Source organism: Bremerella cremea (assembly GCF_039541315.1).
Taxonomy (GTDB): Bacteria; Planctomycetota; Planctomycetia; order Pirellulales; family Pirellulaceae; genus Bremerella; species Bremerella cremea.
Genome location: NZ_BAABFZ010000004.1, coordinates 112,376 through 129,593, shown reverse-complemented (window position 1 = coordinate 129,593; position 17,218 = coordinate 112,376). Strand labels below are relative to the sequence as shown.

At 56.4% G+C, this 17,218-nt stretch carries 12 protein-coding genes; 4 read left to right on the top strand and 8 right to left on the bottom strand.

All coding sequences use genetic code 11. From position 1 onward, the window contains the following. Nucleotides 1–11 precede the first annotated feature (11 nt). From ABD890_RS15205 to ABD890_RS15190, 4 genes are read right to left on the bottom strand one after another with little or no spacing between them, the layout of a single operon-like run. Nucleotides 12–473: an ArsI/CadI family heavy metal resistance metalloenzyme gene (locus tag ABD890_RS15205; protein ID WP_345091263.1), complete on the bottom strand. Its 462-nt coding sequence runs from the start codon at nucleotides 471–473 to the stop codon at nucleotides 12–14. Then, the gene (locus tag ABD890_RS15200) at nucleotides 474–887 is read right to left on the bottom strand and encodes an arsenate reductase ArsC (RefSeq protein ID WP_345091261.1); all 414 of its coding nucleotides are present in this window, start codon (nucleotides 885–887) and stop codon (nucleotides 474–476) included. Next, on the bottom strand, nucleotides 884–1,576 hold the full coding sequence (locus tag ABD890_RS15195) for an MIP/aquaporin family protein (RefSeq protein ID WP_345091259.1): 693 nt from the start codon (nucleotides 1,574–1,576) through the stop codon (nucleotides 884–886). The genes ABD890_RS15200 and ABD890_RS15195 overlap by 4 nt, the downstream gene beginning before the upstream one ends. Continuing rightward, nucleotides 1,573–1,908: an ArsR/SmtB family transcription factor gene (locus ABD890_RS15190; RefSeq protein WP_345091257.1), complete on the bottom strand. Its 336-nt coding sequence runs from the start codon at nucleotides 1,906–1,908 to the stop codon at nucleotides 1,573–1,575. The genes ABD890_RS15195 and ABD890_RS15190 overlap by 4 nt, the downstream gene beginning before the upstream one ends. Nucleotides 1,909–2,270: 362 nt before the next feature. On the opposite strand from ABD890_RS15190, the gene ABD890_RS15185 reads away from it, so the two are divergent. The 4 genes from ABD890_RS15185 (at nucleotide 2,271) to ABD890_RS15170 (ending at nucleotide 5,802) form a co-directional block, all read left to right on the top strand. Continuing rightward, on the top strand, nucleotides 2,271–3,173 hold the full coding sequence (locus tag ABD890_RS15185; protein ID WP_345091254.1) for a FliM/FliN family flagellar motor C-terminal domain-containing protein: 903 nt from the start codon (nucleotides 2,271–2,273) through the stop codon (nucleotides 3,171–3,173). A gap of 196 nt (nucleotides 3,174–3,369) precedes the next feature. Continuing rightward, a complete protein-coding gene (locus ABD890_RS15180; RefSeq protein WP_345091251.1) occupies nucleotides 3,370–4,917 on the top strand; it encodes a hypothetical protein in 1,548 nt (515 codons plus the stop codon). A 122-nt stretch (nucleotides 4,918–5,039) separates the two neighbouring features. Further along, on the top strand, nucleotides 5,040–5,363 hold the full coding sequence (gene cutA / locus ABD890_RS15175) for a divalent-cation tolerance protein CutA (RefSeq protein WP_345091248.1): 324 nt from the start codon (nucleotides 5,040–5,042) through the stop codon (nucleotides 5,361–5,363). A gap of 88 nt (nucleotides 5,364–5,451) precedes the next feature. Beyond that, entirely contained in the window at nucleotides 5,452–5,802 is a 351-nt protein-coding gene (locus ABD890_RS15170; RefSeq protein WP_345091245.1) for a hypothetical protein, read from the top strand. An 18-nt stretch (nucleotides 5,803–5,820) separates the two neighbouring features. Here the strand turns inward: ABD890_RS15170 and ABD890_RS15165 are convergent, their stop codons facing one another. The 4 genes from ABD890_RS15165 to ABD890_RS15150 form a co-directional block, all read right to left on the bottom strand. Continuing rightward, entirely contained in the window at nucleotides 5,821–9,315 is a 3,495-nt protein-coding gene (locus tag ABD890_RS15165; RefSeq protein ID WP_345091242.1) for an AsmA family protein, read from the bottom strand. Nucleotides 9,316–9,438: 123 nt separating this feature from the next. Next, nucleotides 9,439–13,329: a mechanosensitive ion channel domain-containing protein gene (locus ABD890_RS15160; protein ID WP_345091239.1), complete on the bottom strand. Its 3,891-nt coding sequence runs from the start codon at nucleotides 13,327–13,329 to the stop codon at nucleotides 9,439–9,441. 241 nt (nucleotides 13,330–13,570) lie between these two features. After that, nucleotides 13,571–15,448: a redoxin domain-containing protein gene (locus ABD890_RS15155; protein ID WP_345091236.1), complete on the bottom strand. Its 1,878-nt coding sequence runs from the start codon at nucleotides 15,446–15,448 to the stop codon at nucleotides 13,571–13,573. Between the two features lie 232 nt (nucleotides 15,449–15,680). After that, nucleotides 15,681–17,102, bottom strand: coding sequence for a sulfatase family protein (locus ABD890_RS15150; RefSeq protein WP_345091233.1), 1,422 nt, complete (start codon nucleotides 17,100–17,102; stop codon nucleotides 15,681–15,683). Nucleotides 17,103–17,218 lie beyond the last annotated feature (116 nt).

Genomic DNA, 17,218 nt, shown 5'->3' with positions numbered 1-17,218 from the left:
ATGCCTGAAGATCAGCTCAATTGCGTGAGGTTTGGACTGCAACAGCCCGACTCGGCAAAGAGCTGATCTTTCGCATCGGCGGTCAGCACGACGAAGATTTCCCACTTGTGACCATCTGGGTCGGCAACCCAGACCTTATCCTGCACGGCATAACAGCACGTGGTCGCTTCTTCGTGGAAAGTTTTATAACCGGCGTCTTGAAAACGCTTGTCGGCCGCATGGACATCGGCAATCGACTTCACCTGAATGCCAAAGTGGGCCGAACCCTTTTCGACTTCAAAGGCTTCGTCGATCTCGTTGAGCGACAAGTTCACCGAAGGATCGGTTGGCTCGAACTTGGCATAACGGGGACGCACCTTCGAAGGAGCGGTTCCCAGCAGCAGTTCGTAAAACCTCTGCGAGGCTTCCAGGTTCGAGACATTCAAAGCGACATGCACCCGGAAGGCTCCGGGAAATTCAACGGCGGATTCCATTTAGCTGGCTCCCAAAAAATCGGCGATCTTGGTTTTGATTTCGTCACGCACGCGACGGAACGTTGGCAACTTTTCTTCGTCGGTGCCGGTGGCATCGGCCGGATCGTCAAACGGCCAATGCAAGGTTTGTTTCGCGTTGGGATAGACAGGGCAATCTTGCTTGGCGTTATCGCAAACAGTAACCACCAGGTCGAATGGCTGCTGCTGGAACTCGCTGGCCGATTTGCTTTGATAGTCGGCGATGTCGACATCCAGTTCCTGCATCGCACGGATCGCCAATGGATGGACATAACCGGATGGCTTCGAGCCAGCCGAAAGGGCTTCCCAAGCTCCTTCACCCAGCGTGGCCCACAGTGCCTCGGCCATCTGGGACCGGCACGAGTTCCCGGTACATAGGATCAATACTCGCTTCACGGGCTTTCTTCCTCGATAGCTTGATCGGCAGCAAGAACCGCCCGCTGCCTTTCAACGTGAATCAGTTGATACGCCACCACGGCAAACAATGCGCCTGCCGTCGTAGCCACGATGTAAATCCAAAGATGCTGAAGCTGTCCACTTACCAGTGCCGGAGCAATCGAACGAGCCGGATTCATCGAGGCGCCACAGATCGGACCAGCGAACATTGCCTCGAGGGCAACCGTTCCGCCAATCGCGGCACCTGCCATGATTCCCGTTTCCTTCGACCCCGTTGCCACGTTCAATACCACGAACATCAAAAGGAACGTGAGTACGAACTCTAGAACAAACGATTGCCACCACGGACCACGCGGCAGCGTCGCTCCCAGGTGATCGTGTTCCAGAAATAACACCCGCAGCAGACAACTCGCCAAAATGGCACCGATCAATTGAGCGATGACGTAGGGAACAATCTTCTTCCGATCGAACTGCTTCGCCGCCCAGAATGCGACAGTCACTGCCGGATTGAGATGTGCCCCAGAGATATCTCCCAGGGAATAGATCATGGCCATCACGATCAAGCCGAAGGTCAACGCGATGCCAACGTGTGTGACCGAGCCTGGCACGACATCGTTAATGACGATCGCACCTGTCCCGGCGAACACCAGGCAAAACGTTCCGATGACTTCCGCAAGGAAGCTCCTCATGGCGAGCACCTGACCTCGCAGGCCGCTTCGACTCTCTTCTCCACGTCCAGTTGGACCACCGCTTCCAGGCATTGGAAGAAGCCATCCAAGCAACCACACGTCACACGATAAAAGTTCGACGTGCCTTCCCTTCGCGACTCGATCAGCCCGGCATCTTTCAGCACCGCCAGGTGCTTCGAGACCGTCGATTGGTCGCAACCAATCTGCTGCGTTAGCTGTTGCACGCACATATCTTGCTGACCTAGAAGGTCCAAAATGAACAAGCGACTGGGGTGAGCCATCGCTTTGGCCACTTTCGCACGTGCTTCGTACTGCTGGGGCGACTTCGTCACGATTTGGGGGGCTGCTTCACTCATGGCTTCATGGCAATATAGCCATACTCAACGGGGAAGGCAATGGTGGAGAGGGTACGCTGTGGAAATCGCGGGGTTCGAGGCAATTGGCCAGCAGGATCGCAATCATAGACTCCGCTAGAAAGCACGAGCCATCCATCAGGAAACCCAGGCCAGGAAATATCTTACGGCAGCCTAACATGCCGAACCACTCGAAGATATCCATCAAGGTTGGGGTCTGTATCGCGCTAGCTGACAGCAGAAAAATACGCCGAATGTGTCAAGTTTAACGGCTATAGCGTCGATATCCAGAAAGAAGACGAACAACTGTCTCTCCGTGCGCACCAGCAAATCTTGAAGCCATGCCTGCATTCAACTCCGATGCCATCAACGACGTCAAAAGTGCCTGCGAAGCCACGGCAGTGGAAGCTGCCGATGCGATGTCGCGGGCGTTCGACAAGTCGATTCAGCTTAGCATCGAGGAAGGTAGTGCCTTCGATGCCGCCGCCGACCTGAGTTCGTGGAACACGGCTGGTTTGGCGATCGTGCTGAATGTCGAATCGGAAGCGGCCCTCGTGTTGATTTCGGAAGAGAGCGGCCTTCTACCGTCGTGGTACACCACGCCCGATCCCACAGGCGAAAGCAAGTTAGCGACGCTCGGTCAGGAACTCGGTATGACTCTTCTTCCCGAAGAGTTCATGGCCATGGAGTTCGAAGTCAAAGCGGTCGACAACTTAGCCGAGGCTTGCGTTGGCGGTGCTGTCGGTTCGCAACCGGCCAAGCTGATGCTTCAGCTCACCGCCGATGGTAAACCTCGCGAAGCGATGATGGTTTGGCCATTGACCAATCCTTCTGGTGTCTTCGAAGGCGAACCGGCAGGGCCAGCAGAACCTGCTCCGACACCTGCCGCTCCGGCACCAAGTGCAGCCCCAAGCCCCGCTGGCATCGGTGCCCATCGTAGCCGCATCTCAAACTTCCAAGAGTTGCCGAGCTACAGCCGAACCTTACTGCATATCCAGGTTCCCATTCGTGTGATTCTGGCCGCCAAGAAGATGAAAGTGCACGACATCGAGAATATGGGGGTCGGCACGATCATTCAGTTCGACAAGTCGTGCGAAGACACACTCGATGTCGAAATCGGTCGCCAGAAGATCGCCGAAGGTGAAGCAGTGAAGATCGGCGACAAGTTCGGTGTCCGTGTCACCAGCATGACCATGCCGGAAGAACGCTACATCGCATTGAAAGCCCGCAAACGCGTTCGCTAGCAGTCGCTATCATCGATAGTGTCAGCACTGCATTTTCTGCCTTTCTACCGTATTCCCCGTAGTAGTTGTCGTCGCGAGTCGCGATAAAACTAACGCTACGCATTCGGCGCAACCGATTCATGACCCATATGGGTTGAGACGCGCCGTACGCGGAACGGTGCGCGCCCCAGGTCGTTTTTATCCGCGGGGTACTGGAATGTTAGTCGTACTTAGCGATCTTCACCTGACCGATGGCACCAGCTGTGAAACCTTGGATTCGGGAGCTTTCCGAATCTTCAGCGAGCGCCTTCAAGATCTTGCAGTACGCGCGTCGTGGCGAAGTGACGGGCAGTATCGCCCGATCCCCCGAATCGACATCGTCTTGCTGGGCGATGTTCTCGACATCATGCGTTCATCGCGTTGGCTGATCGATGGAGCGAAGCCATGGGGCAGCGACTCGACCGCTGAGTTCACTCAACGTGTTGGCTCGGTGGTTTCCGGAATCCTCACACGCAATCTCGAGACGGCTGCCATCCTGAAGAGTCTTAGTCGACGGCAAACCATTCGCGTCCCAGCCATGGCGTCGGACGGCAAGCCTACCTTTGAAGACGACTTGCAACCGGTCCCGGTCCGCATCCACTACATGGTCGGCAATGCCGATTGGCCCCTGCATTTGGCCGATCCAGAAATGAGCCGCGTCCGAGGCTCGATCATTGAAGCGTTCGGGCTGAACAACACGCCGGGCAAACCGTTCGCTCACGAACCGCTTGAAGATACCACCATTCAAGCCGTGCTCCAGCAACATCGAGTCTTCGCGCGACATGGCGATGTCTTCGATCCCCTTTGCTTTACTGGGCAACGCGACCGGTGCAGCCTGGCCGATATTATTTTGATCGAAGGCCTGACCCGGTTCCGTTTCGAGATCCAACATGGGCTGGGGCAACAGTTGCCGGCCTCGTGCCAGTTAGGAATCCAGGAACTGGATCATGTCCGTCCGCTGGTCATGGCACCAATCTGCTTACGCCAGATGATGAAGATCTCGTGCCCGGTGACCTCGTTACAGTTCGAGATCAAGAACTGCTGGGACCGAGTCATCGAACAGATGATGCCACTGATCTATCGCATTGATCGCGAGAGCCCACTGGGAGTCCGCGACCTGGAAGAGATGGGATCGCTGCTGAAGTTCCGTTGCCAGGACAACGACGGTTGGGGCGAACGTATGATGAACTGGATCCGGAAACAGGGAGTCCAGAAGTCGCTCTCCAAACGTGCGCTCGACGAAAGCGAATTCCGTAACCGCCGGGCGAAGCATATTGTTTTCGGCCATACACATAGCGATGAAACGGTCCCACTAGATGCCAGTTTCGCCGATGGCTTTATGCTGAGCCAATTGTATTTCAACAGTGGTACATGGCGTCGTGTTTACACGCCGACATGTGGCACGGAATCGTGGCGCGAGTTCCTGCCTTCGGAGAAGATGACTTACCTGACCTTCTACTGCGACGACGAGCGGCAGGGCGCAGCTTACGAAGTATGGAGCGGTATTCTGGGCACGGCTCCGTCACCCATTCGAAGGATTCGTGTCGATTCGGCTCAGTCCGCGATGACGCCAAAATCGCGCCACGTGCAATCCGCGCCCCTGCGTTATCCCGCGAAGTCGATGAATCTTGGCGGTCATTCCATCCCAGCGCCACCGACTGCTGTACCATCAATTCCAAGCACCCCAGTTCGTCCAGCGAACGAGAGAGTTCCACAGAATCCGTAGGAGCGTTTCCTTTGCGGGAACCCACAGCCACGAGGGTCCCCCGAAACACCTGTGATTCTTGTAGACTATCGAGCGGGGCAGAAACGTCGTAAAAGCAAGTCTTTCTATCAGGTACCTCCAGTATGCCGCAGGTCATCGTTGTGCAAACCACGATCGACTCCCGCGCGGCTGCCGAGAGGCTTGCGGAAGCCATTATCCACGAAGGCCGAGGCGCGTGTGTTCAGATCGCCGCCCCGATCATGTCGGTCTATAAGTGGGAAGGCAAAATTCAGAAAGAAGAAGAGTACCTGGTCTCGGTGAAAACCACGGATCAGGCATTATCCCTACTGGTCGAACTGATTCGCCAACTCCACACGTACGACGTGCCAGAGATCATCGCACTTCCCGTCATTGATGGCGGGCATGACTATCTGAGCTGGGTTGCGGATCAGGTCAATACGCAATAGTAACTCGATGTATCGATTTAACGTCTCGGTGCATGCCCGCCCCCGGTCGATGCAATTGGGTCCTCTTTGTCATGTACGAGGACTTCGTTTGCAGACCCTTGCGATCTCGCCAATCACGCTTGGCGAGCCGATGGCAGCATCGTTTGAAGCCGCTCAAGATCGCCTGGTCGATTTGCCACGTATGCTTTTCGAACCCGATGGTTCGTTTGTCTGGACCAGCGAAGATGGCTGGCAGGTCGATGGCGTGCTTTTCGATCGCAACGGACGTCTGCACTCGGCGGAACTGAAAGGGGCTTGTTCGGAAGACGCCCTCGATACGCTGCTGACCGCCATGGGATGGCCGGGCACCGATATGGTATTCCAGCTTTCCGATCAGGGTGTCTTCATCGACGAAGGTGAATTTCGTCGCTTTGCCCTGCAGCCGGAATACGAGCTCTAAACGTCTGCCTCGGCCCCGCTACTTGGGACCGAACAGCTCTTGCAGGCCTCGATTGATTCCATTCTGAATTGCACCTTGCGCGGCATTGTTAAGCATACCGCGCGTCAGTTGCTCGATTACGTTGCTATCGATTTTGGGCTGACGCATCGTGCCGGTGATCGGAACATTGAGCGCCGTCCCTCGCATCGAAGCAAGCCAGGGTGCCTTTTCGATCCAGCTATCGCGAATTGGAATCGCCGCCATCAATTGCATCTGCTCGTTGGAATCAACCCAACCCGACGTCACCACTTGCACTTCACCCGATTGGACAATCAAGTTCTCGTGATAGACGCGACCTCGCACTACGCGAAACCGTACCTGTTGCGCTGGCAGCGTTAGCAGCGAAGCCGATCCTTGATCGATCGCCGTCGCCGGCTTTCCCTTGACCAATGCTTCGACATTGCGTCCTAGCATCACGTACCCTTGCGACAACGGACCTGAGCGCACCTCGGCCCCATGAATCGTCAAGATACCGCTTCCTTCGCCTTGCATCGGATCGGCAAGCGGGAAGTTGCCACCGTCGAAGTCCAACGAGAATCGACCTTCCACTCGAGTAGCGTCGGCCACAACTGGTGCCACGTACTGCAGCCAAGACTGACACATCTGCGGCGTGATTGCAACATTATCAATCGCCCGGCCTTGGGCCACTTGCCACTGCATTGGTGTCGCGTTGAGCAACAACTGACTTTGCAGCGAAAGCTTGCCACCGCTGATCTCGGGGCTGTTCGCCGTTAACTGTAACGCACCTTGGCGCAGCTGAGCGTTCAACGTGGAAGCCCCTGCCGGAATGCCATACAAGTTGGCCTGCTTCCACGAAAGATCGCCGACACCTTGCCAGGTTGGTGCGATGGTCAGTGAAGTCCCACTGGCCGGGTTACTATTCCAGATTGGGCCTGCCACTTGGAACTTGGAAACTTGCTGTCCGTCGATCGACACCTTTGGTCCCATGATGGCACTGACCAGGGGAGCCAGCTTCGCCCAGTCGTATTCGGCTTGAACTTGCATCGAGAGATTTCCGACCGAAGATAATTGACCGACTCCCCCTTCGATGGCCAGTTTGAGCGCGGACGACTGCATCGTGCACGAGTGAAGTGCCAGTGAGTCTTCTTGCCGATTCAAACTAATCGCTTGTGCAAAGGTAAGGTTCGGTTCTCGCCAGGTCATCTGCTGACGACTTGCTGCGGCAGGCTGCGTTACCGGTCCGGTGTTGGGTGCGACCTGGCCTGGAACGACCAGTTCCCAGTTGGCGATCTGGCCGTTGTTCTGCAACACAAAACCTTGCTCTTCATTGGAAAGGGTCATCGAGCCAGAGAGTTCGCCCCCAACGCGATTTTGCCCTAGCCATTGAGCAGGTAAGATCCAGTGAATCCCACGACTGAGGTCGACACGGTAAGCAAGCTTTCCCGATGCCGTGCCACCACTTCCCAGCGGAACAGCCACATCGGTACCGCGAGCCGAAATCGTCGTTCCGACCACGGTGAATTGTGGCGAAGCGAAATGCCCCTTGGCCCAGTCGATCGAACCGGCACCTTCGATTTTGAGTTGGTTCTCGTAAACCTGAGTCATCGGGCCGACGATCGCGAAGTTGTTGATGTCGACGTTGACACCTTCCAGGTTCCAGAGCTGATCGCTGATCGTCAGCTTGGCAAGGATCAGACCATTGCCACCCAACTGGAAGTCGCCGAAGCCAATCGAACTGCGGATCTGCGTCCAGATCGAATCGACCGGTCCTTGCAGTTGCAGTTTGATTGGCCACACGGTGGGCTCGCCAATGACGACCGGTGTCGCTGTTTGTGCGGATAGCGTGGTGGTGGAAGTCTTCAGCGAGGCAATTGCGGACTCGACCTGGCGAAGCTGACCTTGCTCGAAGACAATTGTTGCCTGGCACTGCGTTTGTAGGTTCGGTTCCGACAATAAAACCTGCGAGTTTCTGCCCCATTTCAAATCGACACCGTTGGCGAGCGTCGACAATGCGATCCGTCCGCCACCCAGGTTTTGAACTTGCAGCGATCCCTGCAGCGTGCCAGCGAACTGGTTCCCACTCAAGTCAACCAATTGCGAAAGATCCGCCGCCAGGCGATTACCATCAACAGTGAATTGAACATCGGTCTGGGGACCATTCGTCCTGCCTTCGGCCGTCAAGAAGGACGAACGGCACGCGATCGAATCGAGTTGAATCTCGTTGCCCGGTGCCGAAAGCATCAAGGCGATTTCCAGCGGCTGATTCCAGTCGACGCGTCGGCCATTGACCGAAGCAACAATGTTCGACACGTTCGCAGCACCTCGAACTTCCGGAGTGGCCGTGCCCTGAATGTTCTCGAGCCCGACCGAAATGCGGCCTTCCTGAATTTGAACGCCTTCGCGGATCTGTAGCAGGTCGGGAAAAGCCATCGCCAGGCGGGCGACATCCAAGGTTCCCCGTACTTGCCATGGCTGGTCACCCAGCAGTTGAGCTGGGGAAGCGTTCGGGCTGGCACCAAGTTGGACCGGAATATTTCCATTGGCGAGAAGCTGCCCCCAGTCGGTTGTCAGCGTGAACTGGTTGGCTTGCAGGTGCGATCCCACCCAGGCGATTTGCCCAGTCAATCGCAACGTTCCATTGGCCCAGCCATTGCCGCGAGTCGAACGAATCGAGCGAACATTCACGCCACTCGCTTCTAGATTGCACTGCAGCGTCGGGCCGGCTTCCGTTGACACCAGATCGACCTGGCCGTTGAGTTCACCGCGTGCCACAACCGGATAAGCCATTCGCGCCCCGAGCAGCTCGACGACACCGATCGGCAACCCCTTCGTCACAATCGAAAGATTCGAGTCGCCAGTTGTTCCGGGCAAAGTGCCTCGTCCTTGGACGACGCCCATTTGCTGTTGATCGCGAATATTGGCCGACAACGAACAAGGTGCCGGAATATTGGGATCGCGACAGTCGACATCGGCCGAGAAGTCTTCGACCGTCCAGGTCCGCGAAGAATTCGAGTCGGCCAGTTGAACGGTTCCTTCCCGGATGACCAGTCGATACATCTTGGGAGTCGACGTCCCATGGTCATGATCGGTTTCGTCATGCGTCTCTGGGACGATCAGATTTTCGAGATTGCTGGTTCCCTCCCCGACCACAACGTGGAGGGTTGGCTGATTGATTTCAATCGTTCCGAGATCACTCGGGTTAGAAATCAGCCCGAGCAGCGATTTGCTCACGCGAACCGACGGGATTTCGGCAACCGGTTCCCCTTCCAGATCGGTAACGGTCACATTGCGAAGCACAATCGGCGAGAACCAACCGAGCGAGGCTGAACCGACATTCACATTGGCATTCACGCCGGAAGCAGCTTGCGAAACGCCCCACGAAAGTAAAGGCGTTTGTGCCGCGATCGATGGCAACATAACCACCAGCAAAATCAAGCCAACCACGACGATCAGGGGACGCCATTTCGACAGTCCCTGGGCAGAGCCGGTGGATTCGTTTTGATCTTTCTTCATCGCCGTAACCTTTACTTTTCCGCGTTGCGCGCAAACCTTCGTGGGGTTTGTATCGCATTGCGGAATTTCGGGCCAGAGCGACTTCGATGCTAGCGACCTGACTTAGGCCTCGGTGCGTCCCCTTCAGGCCGCACCTCGTTTGCCTTCTTTGTTTTCCATCTCGTTGGCGACTTCTTTCTGCTCTGGAATCCCCAGGGCGGCAGAGGAACCAGGAGCGGTGCGAATATGCAAATCGCGTTGTGGGAAAGCGATCTCGATCTTGGCGTCGCGGTACGCTCGATCGATCTGCGTGTGCAAGTCAGTGATGACCTGCATACGGTTCTCGAGGTTTGGCAGATAGGCTCGCAGCGTCAAGTTCAGCGTGCTGTCGCCAAAGCCTTCGAAGGTCGCCATCGGCGCCGGATCCTTCAGCAGGAACTGGTTTCGTTCGGCAATCTCGACCAGCAGTTTGCGGGCCTTGTCGGTATCGGTGCCGTAAGCAACACCGACGTTAATCACCACGCGGTTGACCGTGTCGGACAAGGTCCAGTTCAAGAGTCGGCCGGTGATGAACTCTTTATTCGGGACGACGTATTCTTTGCGATCCCAGTTGGTGATCGACGTGGCACGAATACGAATTCGCGAGACAACGCCGGTCACATCGTGGATGGTCACGATGTCGCCGACACGGATCGGACGCTCGAACAGAATGATGATGCCCGCCACAAAGTTGGCGAACATCTCCTGCAGACCGAACGCCAAACCGAACGTCAACGCGGTCGCCAGCCACTGAATCTGAGACCACTGTAACCCGAGCGTTGAAAACGCCCACACGATCCCTATCATCACGATCGCATAACTGGTCAGCGACGTAATCGCGTAACGCACCGAGGGCTCTAGCGGTAATCGCTGAAGGATGGTCATCTCCATCAAACCAGGAATATCGCGAGCGAAGACCAGGGTCAGCCCCAGGATCAACGCCGAGAACGCCATCGTCAGGATCGTGATCTTCTTCTTCGTGGTCACGGCGGCCAATGGATCGGCGGCTGCCTTGGCTTCGCCATCGGTCGGCACTGGTGGCATCCCCGGAGCCGTCGGCATTTCGGCATCGGCGACTTGCTCGGAGGATTCGATATCGTAGCCGTAGCGGTCCAACATACTCAGCGCCGGCAGCACTTGTCCCCAGATCACCCAGAAACCAATCAGGGCGACGGTGAACATGCCGGTCGCCAGCAAACGTTGCGTCTGGGCACTGTGCGCCGAAAGATCTTCTTTGGCTTGTTCGGCCAGAATCGAATTGGAAAGCGAAGCGGCCGCGGAGTCGCCTGACTGAGCCGCCGCGGCTGCCGCACGTTCGCGGGCCTGGGCGATGCTCATCTTACGGCGAGCCAACATGACCCAACGCATCAAGGTGGCACGGATCAGCATCATCGCCATCACGCAGCACAGCGTGGCAAACAATCGCCACTGCAGCACTTGAGCCGTATAGTAGTAACCCCAGAACGCCAGCACGGCGAGCCCCAGCGGAGCCGACACGGCCCCCCAATACCAGACGTACTTCAAGCGATCGAACCAACCACCCTGGTTGTAAGCAATGTATTCCTGAAACACGCCGCTGGGGTGCAGAATACGTCCCAGGAAAGCGGCCAGCACAATCGCTTGCACAATAAAGCAGACGCGTTCAATCGCATCGTGACCATGCGTTGGATCGCTGGCGTAGAAGGTCGAGGTAATAAAGGTCAGCGGCAAGATCACTGGGATCAGCCAGGCCAGGCTCTTGCCTAACAGGCGAAGCGACGATTCAGGCCATTTGAAGTGCGATTCCCCCAGTCCCTTGCCACGGCACACGTTCCGCAGCAGTTCCAATGGGAACCACATGACCGCCGTCCAGAACAAACCGTTACCGACTGCAATCGCGAACGTTTGATCGGGTGCCGCGACCATCAAACGCCAGGCAATGAAAGCGACGAATGCCGGATTGATGGCCGACATCAGAATGGAATAGAAGATCGCATGAATCGTTGGCCAGAAACCGAAGAAGCCTGCCTTTTGGGCCGTTTCGCCTAGCTGACGCAAGTCACTGCGGAGCTTGCCTCGCTTGACGATCGACGTAAGGAAGATACCGACAACCAGCACGTAGATAATCGGCGTGCGGTTCATATCGGTCCACAGTACCTTGCCGACAGCCGTCCAACTTTCCGGTGCCAGGAACTCTTTGTCCGAAGAGTCCATCTGAAGTTCGGTGGCCAGAATATTACCACTGCGAATCCATAGGACACGTTTATCGATGTAGTTCTGGTACTCGGCAATCACGTTCGCCGTCTGCTGCTCGGTGGCATTCAGCGCGATCATCTTGTCGAGGTACTTGGTGTTGTTCTTCAGCAAGCCGTCGAGGTTGTCGCGTTGACGTTCAAACAGATCGCGAGCCGCCGCTTCCAGTTCGGCGCGTTCTGCCGGATCTTCAATCTTCGACTCGGCGAGCACCTGCTGCACGAATGTTTCCGTATTCGCCAACGCGTCACGCTGGTCGTCGTATTCAAAGTGCTTGAACTGCGCTTCGTCGATCATCGCTTGTCGATCGGGCGAACCGGTTCTCCAGGGCGACATCTCGATCAATTCGGTCCGTTGCTTCCGCAGCAGCACGCCAATCGAACTTGTCAAACCGAGTTGGTCGACCTTTTCTTTGGTCTCGCGGAATTGCTTCTGTAGTTTGCGAAGATCTTCGTCCGCCTTCTTGGCGAACTTTTCCGTTTCGTCCAGCTTGCGGGTGATCTCTTGCGAGGTCTCGGCCAGAAGCTGATTGCTTTCGGCGTAGCTTCGCAAAGCGGGCTGAACCATGATCAGCTGTTCGCGAGCCTGGCGAACTGCTTCTTGTGCGGCTTGGGCTCGCTTCCGTTTGACTTCTTCCGCCATCGCCTTCATGGTCTGCTCGGCGAATGCCAATCGCTGAGTTGCCAAATCACGTTCAAAGCGAACCAGGTCGACCGAATCTTCGGCGTCGTACTTGGCCAGTTCCGCTTCCGCGGCGACGTACTGGCGATACAACGCCCCGCTCTGAGCGGTCAGGTTCGTCTTGATTGCCTGGGCCAGTAATGGATTTTCGTCTGGCGAAACTGCTTCACCTGCCTGACGGAGGGCGGCGAACTTGTTGGGCAGTTCGACCATCCACTGGCGAAGTTCCTTGCGTCGTTCGGCGCGACGCTTGGCTTCGTTCTCAGCGGCGAAACGTTCTTTTTGGATTGCCGTGTTGTCAAGTTCCTGCTTGGCCTGACGTTGCTCGAGATCGGCCAGCGGCAGGTCGTTGAAAGATTCCGGCTTCAATTTTTGGAGTTCGGCCAGATTGGTTTTGATCGTCTCCATCCGCTTTTGAAGCACTTCAGGCTGGCTGTCGCCGGCGTACGAAGCAGCCTTGGCGGTATAGTCCTGGGCTTCTTTTACCTTGGCAGCCGCGTCTCGGTAGAGATCGGCGATCTTCTTTTTCTTTTCTTCGTCGACATTGGGAGCCTCTTCCGCTTCCTTGCGAAGCGATTCGACACGTTCGAGCGTCAACTCTTGATCCGGACGTGAAGGTGCCCCTGGTACGGCTGCCGCTCCCGGAGCCGCCGCTGGCTCCTGACCTGTTTGCGGAGCAGCAAAGGCACTCGGCTGAGGGGTCGAAGCAGGTCCGAAGTTCGGCTGAAACGGAGCTTGCCCTTGTGGGGCCGGCTGCATCGGCGGCGTGGCTTGAGGTTGCTGAGCGAAGCGCGAGACTGGCTGCTGCTGGCCATACGCTTGCTGTGGAGCATATTGGCCCGGCATCGGCTGTTGCCCATAAGCAGGCCGCGCTGGCGCGTATTGTTGCTGTTGTTGTTGCGGCGGCATCTGCTGAGGCTGCCCTTCGTAGGCCGTCGCAGGGATATCATTCCCTTCAATGGTCAACGGAATCGGACCATAGCCAGATGTGCCCGGCTGTTGAGCGAGCATAGCCGTGGTGAGCGAAAGAACCGCCAAACAGGCCAGGATGGCGCCCATCCCTAAGCGCTTTGTCTGCAACATGATTTCTTTCCGTACCATCCCTGAATACGGGCCGCGAATTAATGATTAGATGACGGCCCAGCGAATCAAAACCACCTTCAAAACGGCATCCGTTCCGGAGAATGCCGCTTGAAAGGGGCGCGTACAATAGAAGGTGACCGCCAGGGGGTCAATCGAGATCGGGAAGCAATCATGATGAGGATCCCCGCATAGATCGACGATTCCTGATTGCTAGCAGAGCTTGCTTGGGCGCGCGGGATCCCTATCGCCCCTTCCGCAGGCGGTAGGCAGCACGACGCATGACCTCTTGCGTCAGCACGTCCCCTTCGACAAGTGGCACCATCTTAGGATCTTCGGTGGCCACTAGAAAAAAGCAGTACAGCATCTCGTCGGTCGTTTCTTCGCCGAAGGTGACTCGCTGCGGAGGTGTACTCGGGTTCGAGGGGTTCTCAGACGAGTTATCAAACCTCGCGACCACTTCCAACTTGGTCCCGGCCGGCAGCTTGAATGGCTCGGCGAACATGTATTCGTCCTGCCAGTTGAAATCCCATTGCGGCACATCGATCAACTGCTTGGTGGTGCCATCGGGCAGTTGGGCGGTCACCGTCATCTGCTGCCCCAACAAGTGCATGTGCGGAATGCAGCTTAGCATGGTGACATCGGTCGGCAGCTTATAGACCGCCTTGGCTCGATAGTTTGCTTCGCCAGCGGGAATGTCGAGATCGAAGTTCGAGGTCCAGATGGCAAAGGCTTCGTTCTTCGGCTTGTCGACGAAGTAGATCCCGACCTTCGAGCGGTCAGTCGTTTCTTTGCCACTGGGGTGATAGTGAATCTGCATCACCAGGTCGAAGCCTTTGTCCATCATACGCCCTAAGCCATCGGGCAGGCGTCGTGGCATCTTTCCTGGGGACCAACCGCCGATCGAGCCAGCCGGAGCAAAGCCTGGTCCGCCGAAGGTCGAGTAGCCTGGCTCAGGAGTCTTATCGTCAAGCTTGCGAGCCCGACCGGAGTTATCGAGAAACAGCAGCGAGTGATGCACAACGCTAGCATCGCCCGGTTTGAACTCGACCGTCGCGACCAGCTTGTTCTCGGGCACGTCGTAAGGGATGACAAAGTTCTGGAAGATATCTGGCCCGCCTGCCGGCACGGTGAAATCGACCGGCATCTCCAAGATCAAGTCTGGTTCACCCAAGGCCCAGTCCGAGGCGAACGTCGGCAATGGTGGCAGGTCGGCTGGTTCTCCTTCGGCTCGATCCGAGGTCGCCCACTGCTTGATCGTTTCGATTTCGTGATCGGTCAGCGTGCGCTGTCCTTCAAACTCGCCATGTGTTTGAGCCGCTTTCCAAGGTGGCATCAACTTCTGATCGACCACGCGGGCAATTTGCCGGGCACGCTTGGCAGCGTCCATATAACTGGTCAACGTAAACGGGCCGACTTCCCCTTCGCGATGGCAAACAACGCAATTGGCGTTCAAGATCGGGGCAATATCGCGGTTGAAGGTTAGCTCGGCTTCCGCTGGCTTGCGGGCCGGGGGAAGCTCGTAATAGCAACCAACTGGCTTTGTTTCCGAGATCACCACCTTCAAGCCAGCAACGACGTTATCGACTGCCAGCTTCAACGTGTCTTCGCTTGGTTCCGGCTTTCGGGCCCCTAATTGCAGGAAGCGATCGTCGATGCGGCCATGGTATTCCACTTCGCCATGATGGTTCAGCACGAAGGCTTCCGGCACGGTCGTTGGCTTCAAAGCTTTGCCCAAGCTGGCATCGCGATCCAACAGAATGGGGAACTCGATCGAGAAGTCTTTGGCAAACTGGGCAACGACTTGTGGCGACTGAGTCACATCGGCCCAGATACCGATCAGCTCGACATCTTCCTCGTTCTTTCCCCACGACTTATAGAGGTCGTTTAAGACTGGGAAGTAGGTTCGCGAGATAGGACATTCGCCAGTAACGAAGACATAAACTCGCGCTGCTTTTCGCGAACTAGGCGAAATCGCATGCACATTGCCTTGCGAGTCTTGCCGAGTCATGTTCAGCGTCAGAGCGTTTCCGGCGGTCAGTTTGGCTTCTTCTGCCCAAGTCGAATCGGAGGAAATGGCGACCAGGCTGCAAACGATCAAACAAGAAACGATCCATTTCACGACGACAGACTCCTGGGCTGAATCACAAGATCAAAAGCTGAGTGTCGCACGGGACCGCCAGAAGCGCCAAGACGACTTTAGCTTGCAAGCAGGCAGATCGCGGTCGACCGGACCGCGTACCTTCTCTATGGGCTACTTACCTATCAAACGATTGCCAGGTTTCGCGACTTTTGATCGCTTCGCCCCAATTTGGCAACTCGCCTTCTGGTAAGCATCCCTCCCAGCAGTACGTTTAGTCGAGCAATTTCGGGTCGAGCTTCAATTGGTCGCCAACCTTGGCTTGCCAGTCCTGAAGGGTCGCAAAAAGTTGCTGCCTTTTCTCTGCGTACGAGGGGTCCGCAGAAAGATCCTTTGTTTCGGAGGGATCTTTTGCGAGATCGAATAGCTTCACACAGTCTGCCTTCGGATAGACCATTAACTTGAACCCATCAGCCGTAATCGATCGTTGCAGATCAAGATAGCAGTTGTAGATCGCGTCGTACGAAGTCTTCTCTTTCCCTTCGATCAAAGGCATCAGACTATGGAAGTCGACATGCTTCGGCTGAGCGATACCGGCCAACTGCAGCGTGGTCGGCATGATATCTTGCAGATAAACTGGGGCAGGATTCGTGCCTGGCTTGATCCCCGGCCCTGAGACCAACAGTGGCACGCGGATGCTGTGGTCGAACGAGTTTTGTTTTCCCATCAAACCATGGTGACCACATGCCAGGCCATGGTCGGCAGTGAAGAAGACATAGGTATTGTCGGCCTTGCCCGACTCTTCCAAGGCTTTCAGGATGCGACCAATTTGCTCATCCATGTGGGTGATAATCGCAAAGTATTCCTGGCGATTGACCTGGACCGCATATTTGGTGCGTGGGAAAGGAGCCAGGTTCTCGTCACGCAGGCTCGGTGGGCAACCAATTGATTTGTGCTCGGGGTACTCCGGCAGAAAGTCGCCGGGCACTTCTACCTCGTCGGCTGGATACATGTCGACGAACTCTTTGGGCGACTGTCGTGGATCGTGCGGTGCGTTGAACGCGACATACATGAAGAAGGGACGCGGATCGTTGGCGGCGGTCTGCAGGAAGTCGACCGCTTCATCCCCAACCACTTCGCTCCAATGCTTGCCACCTTCCCAGAAACCACCGAACTTCGGATCCCATGGCTGCCAGGTCTTATCGTCCCGACTCTGCGGTCGGTTGTAACCTTCGGGCGTTTGCTTCGGCATGCCTCCGCGAACATGGCCGGTCACATCAAACGCTTTGGCGGCATTGGCCGGCACGTGCCACTTGCCGGTCATGTAGGTTTGATAGCCTGCCTTCTTAAGATGCTCCGACCAGAACCGACCGGCAGACCGCTCGGCTTCGGCAGTCTTATAGACATCGTTGGCTCGCCAGACGAAGCGACCGGTATTGAGCATCGTGCGACTGGCGACGCAAACGGCTCCGCTCCAAGATCCCTGATTGTAGGCATGCGTGAACGAGAGTGACCGGGCAGCAAGCCGATCGATGTTCGGTGTCTTGACCTGAGTCATCCCACGGTAGCCGACCGCTTCATAGCTTTGGTCGTCGGCGAAAAGGAACAGAAGGTTTGGCTTGCTGGTCTCTTCAGCGTGAGCCATCGATACGAACAACGTCGCCAGGATCGGCAATAGGCAGCAAAGGCGTTTCACGCGGGGCTCCAGGCAAAAGGGCAGGGTAGGGGGGCAATCGAGGAAGGTTCAGCATACTTCAATTGCCACAGCCATTCCAACCGCGCATACAAAAGCACGCCCTCGATGGCGAAGAC

Bases quoted from the DNA above. Each gene is read 5' to 3' on its own strand.
- ABD890_RS15165 (WP_345091242.1), bottom strand. From the start codon at position 9,315: ATGAAGAAAGATCAAAACGAATCCACCGGCTCTGCCCAGGGACTGTCG.
- ABD890_RS15185 (WP_345091254.1), top strand. From the start codon at position 2,271: ATGCCTGCATTCAACTCCGATGCCATCAACGACGTCAAAAGTGCCTGC.
- ABD890_RS15195 (WP_345091259.1), bottom strand. From the start codon at position 1,576: ATGAGGAGCTTCCTTGCGGAAGTCATCGGAACGTTTTGCCTGGTGTTC.
- ABD890_RS15160 (WP_345091239.1), bottom strand. From the start codon at position 13,329: ATGTTGCAGACAAAGCGCTTAGGGATGGGCGCCATCCTGGCCTGTTTG.
- cutA (WP_345091248.1), top strand. From the start codon at position 5,040: ATGCCGCAGGTCATCGTTGTGCAAACCACGATCGACTCCCGCGCGGCT.
- ABD890_RS15205 (WP_345091263.1), bottom strand. From the start codon at position 473: ATGGAATCCGCCGTTGAATTTCCCGGAGCCTTCCGGGTGCATGTCGCT.
- ABD890_RS15180 (WP_345091251.1), top strand. From the start codon at position 3,370: ATGTTAGTCGTACTTAGCGATCTTCACCTGACCGATGGCACCAGCTGT.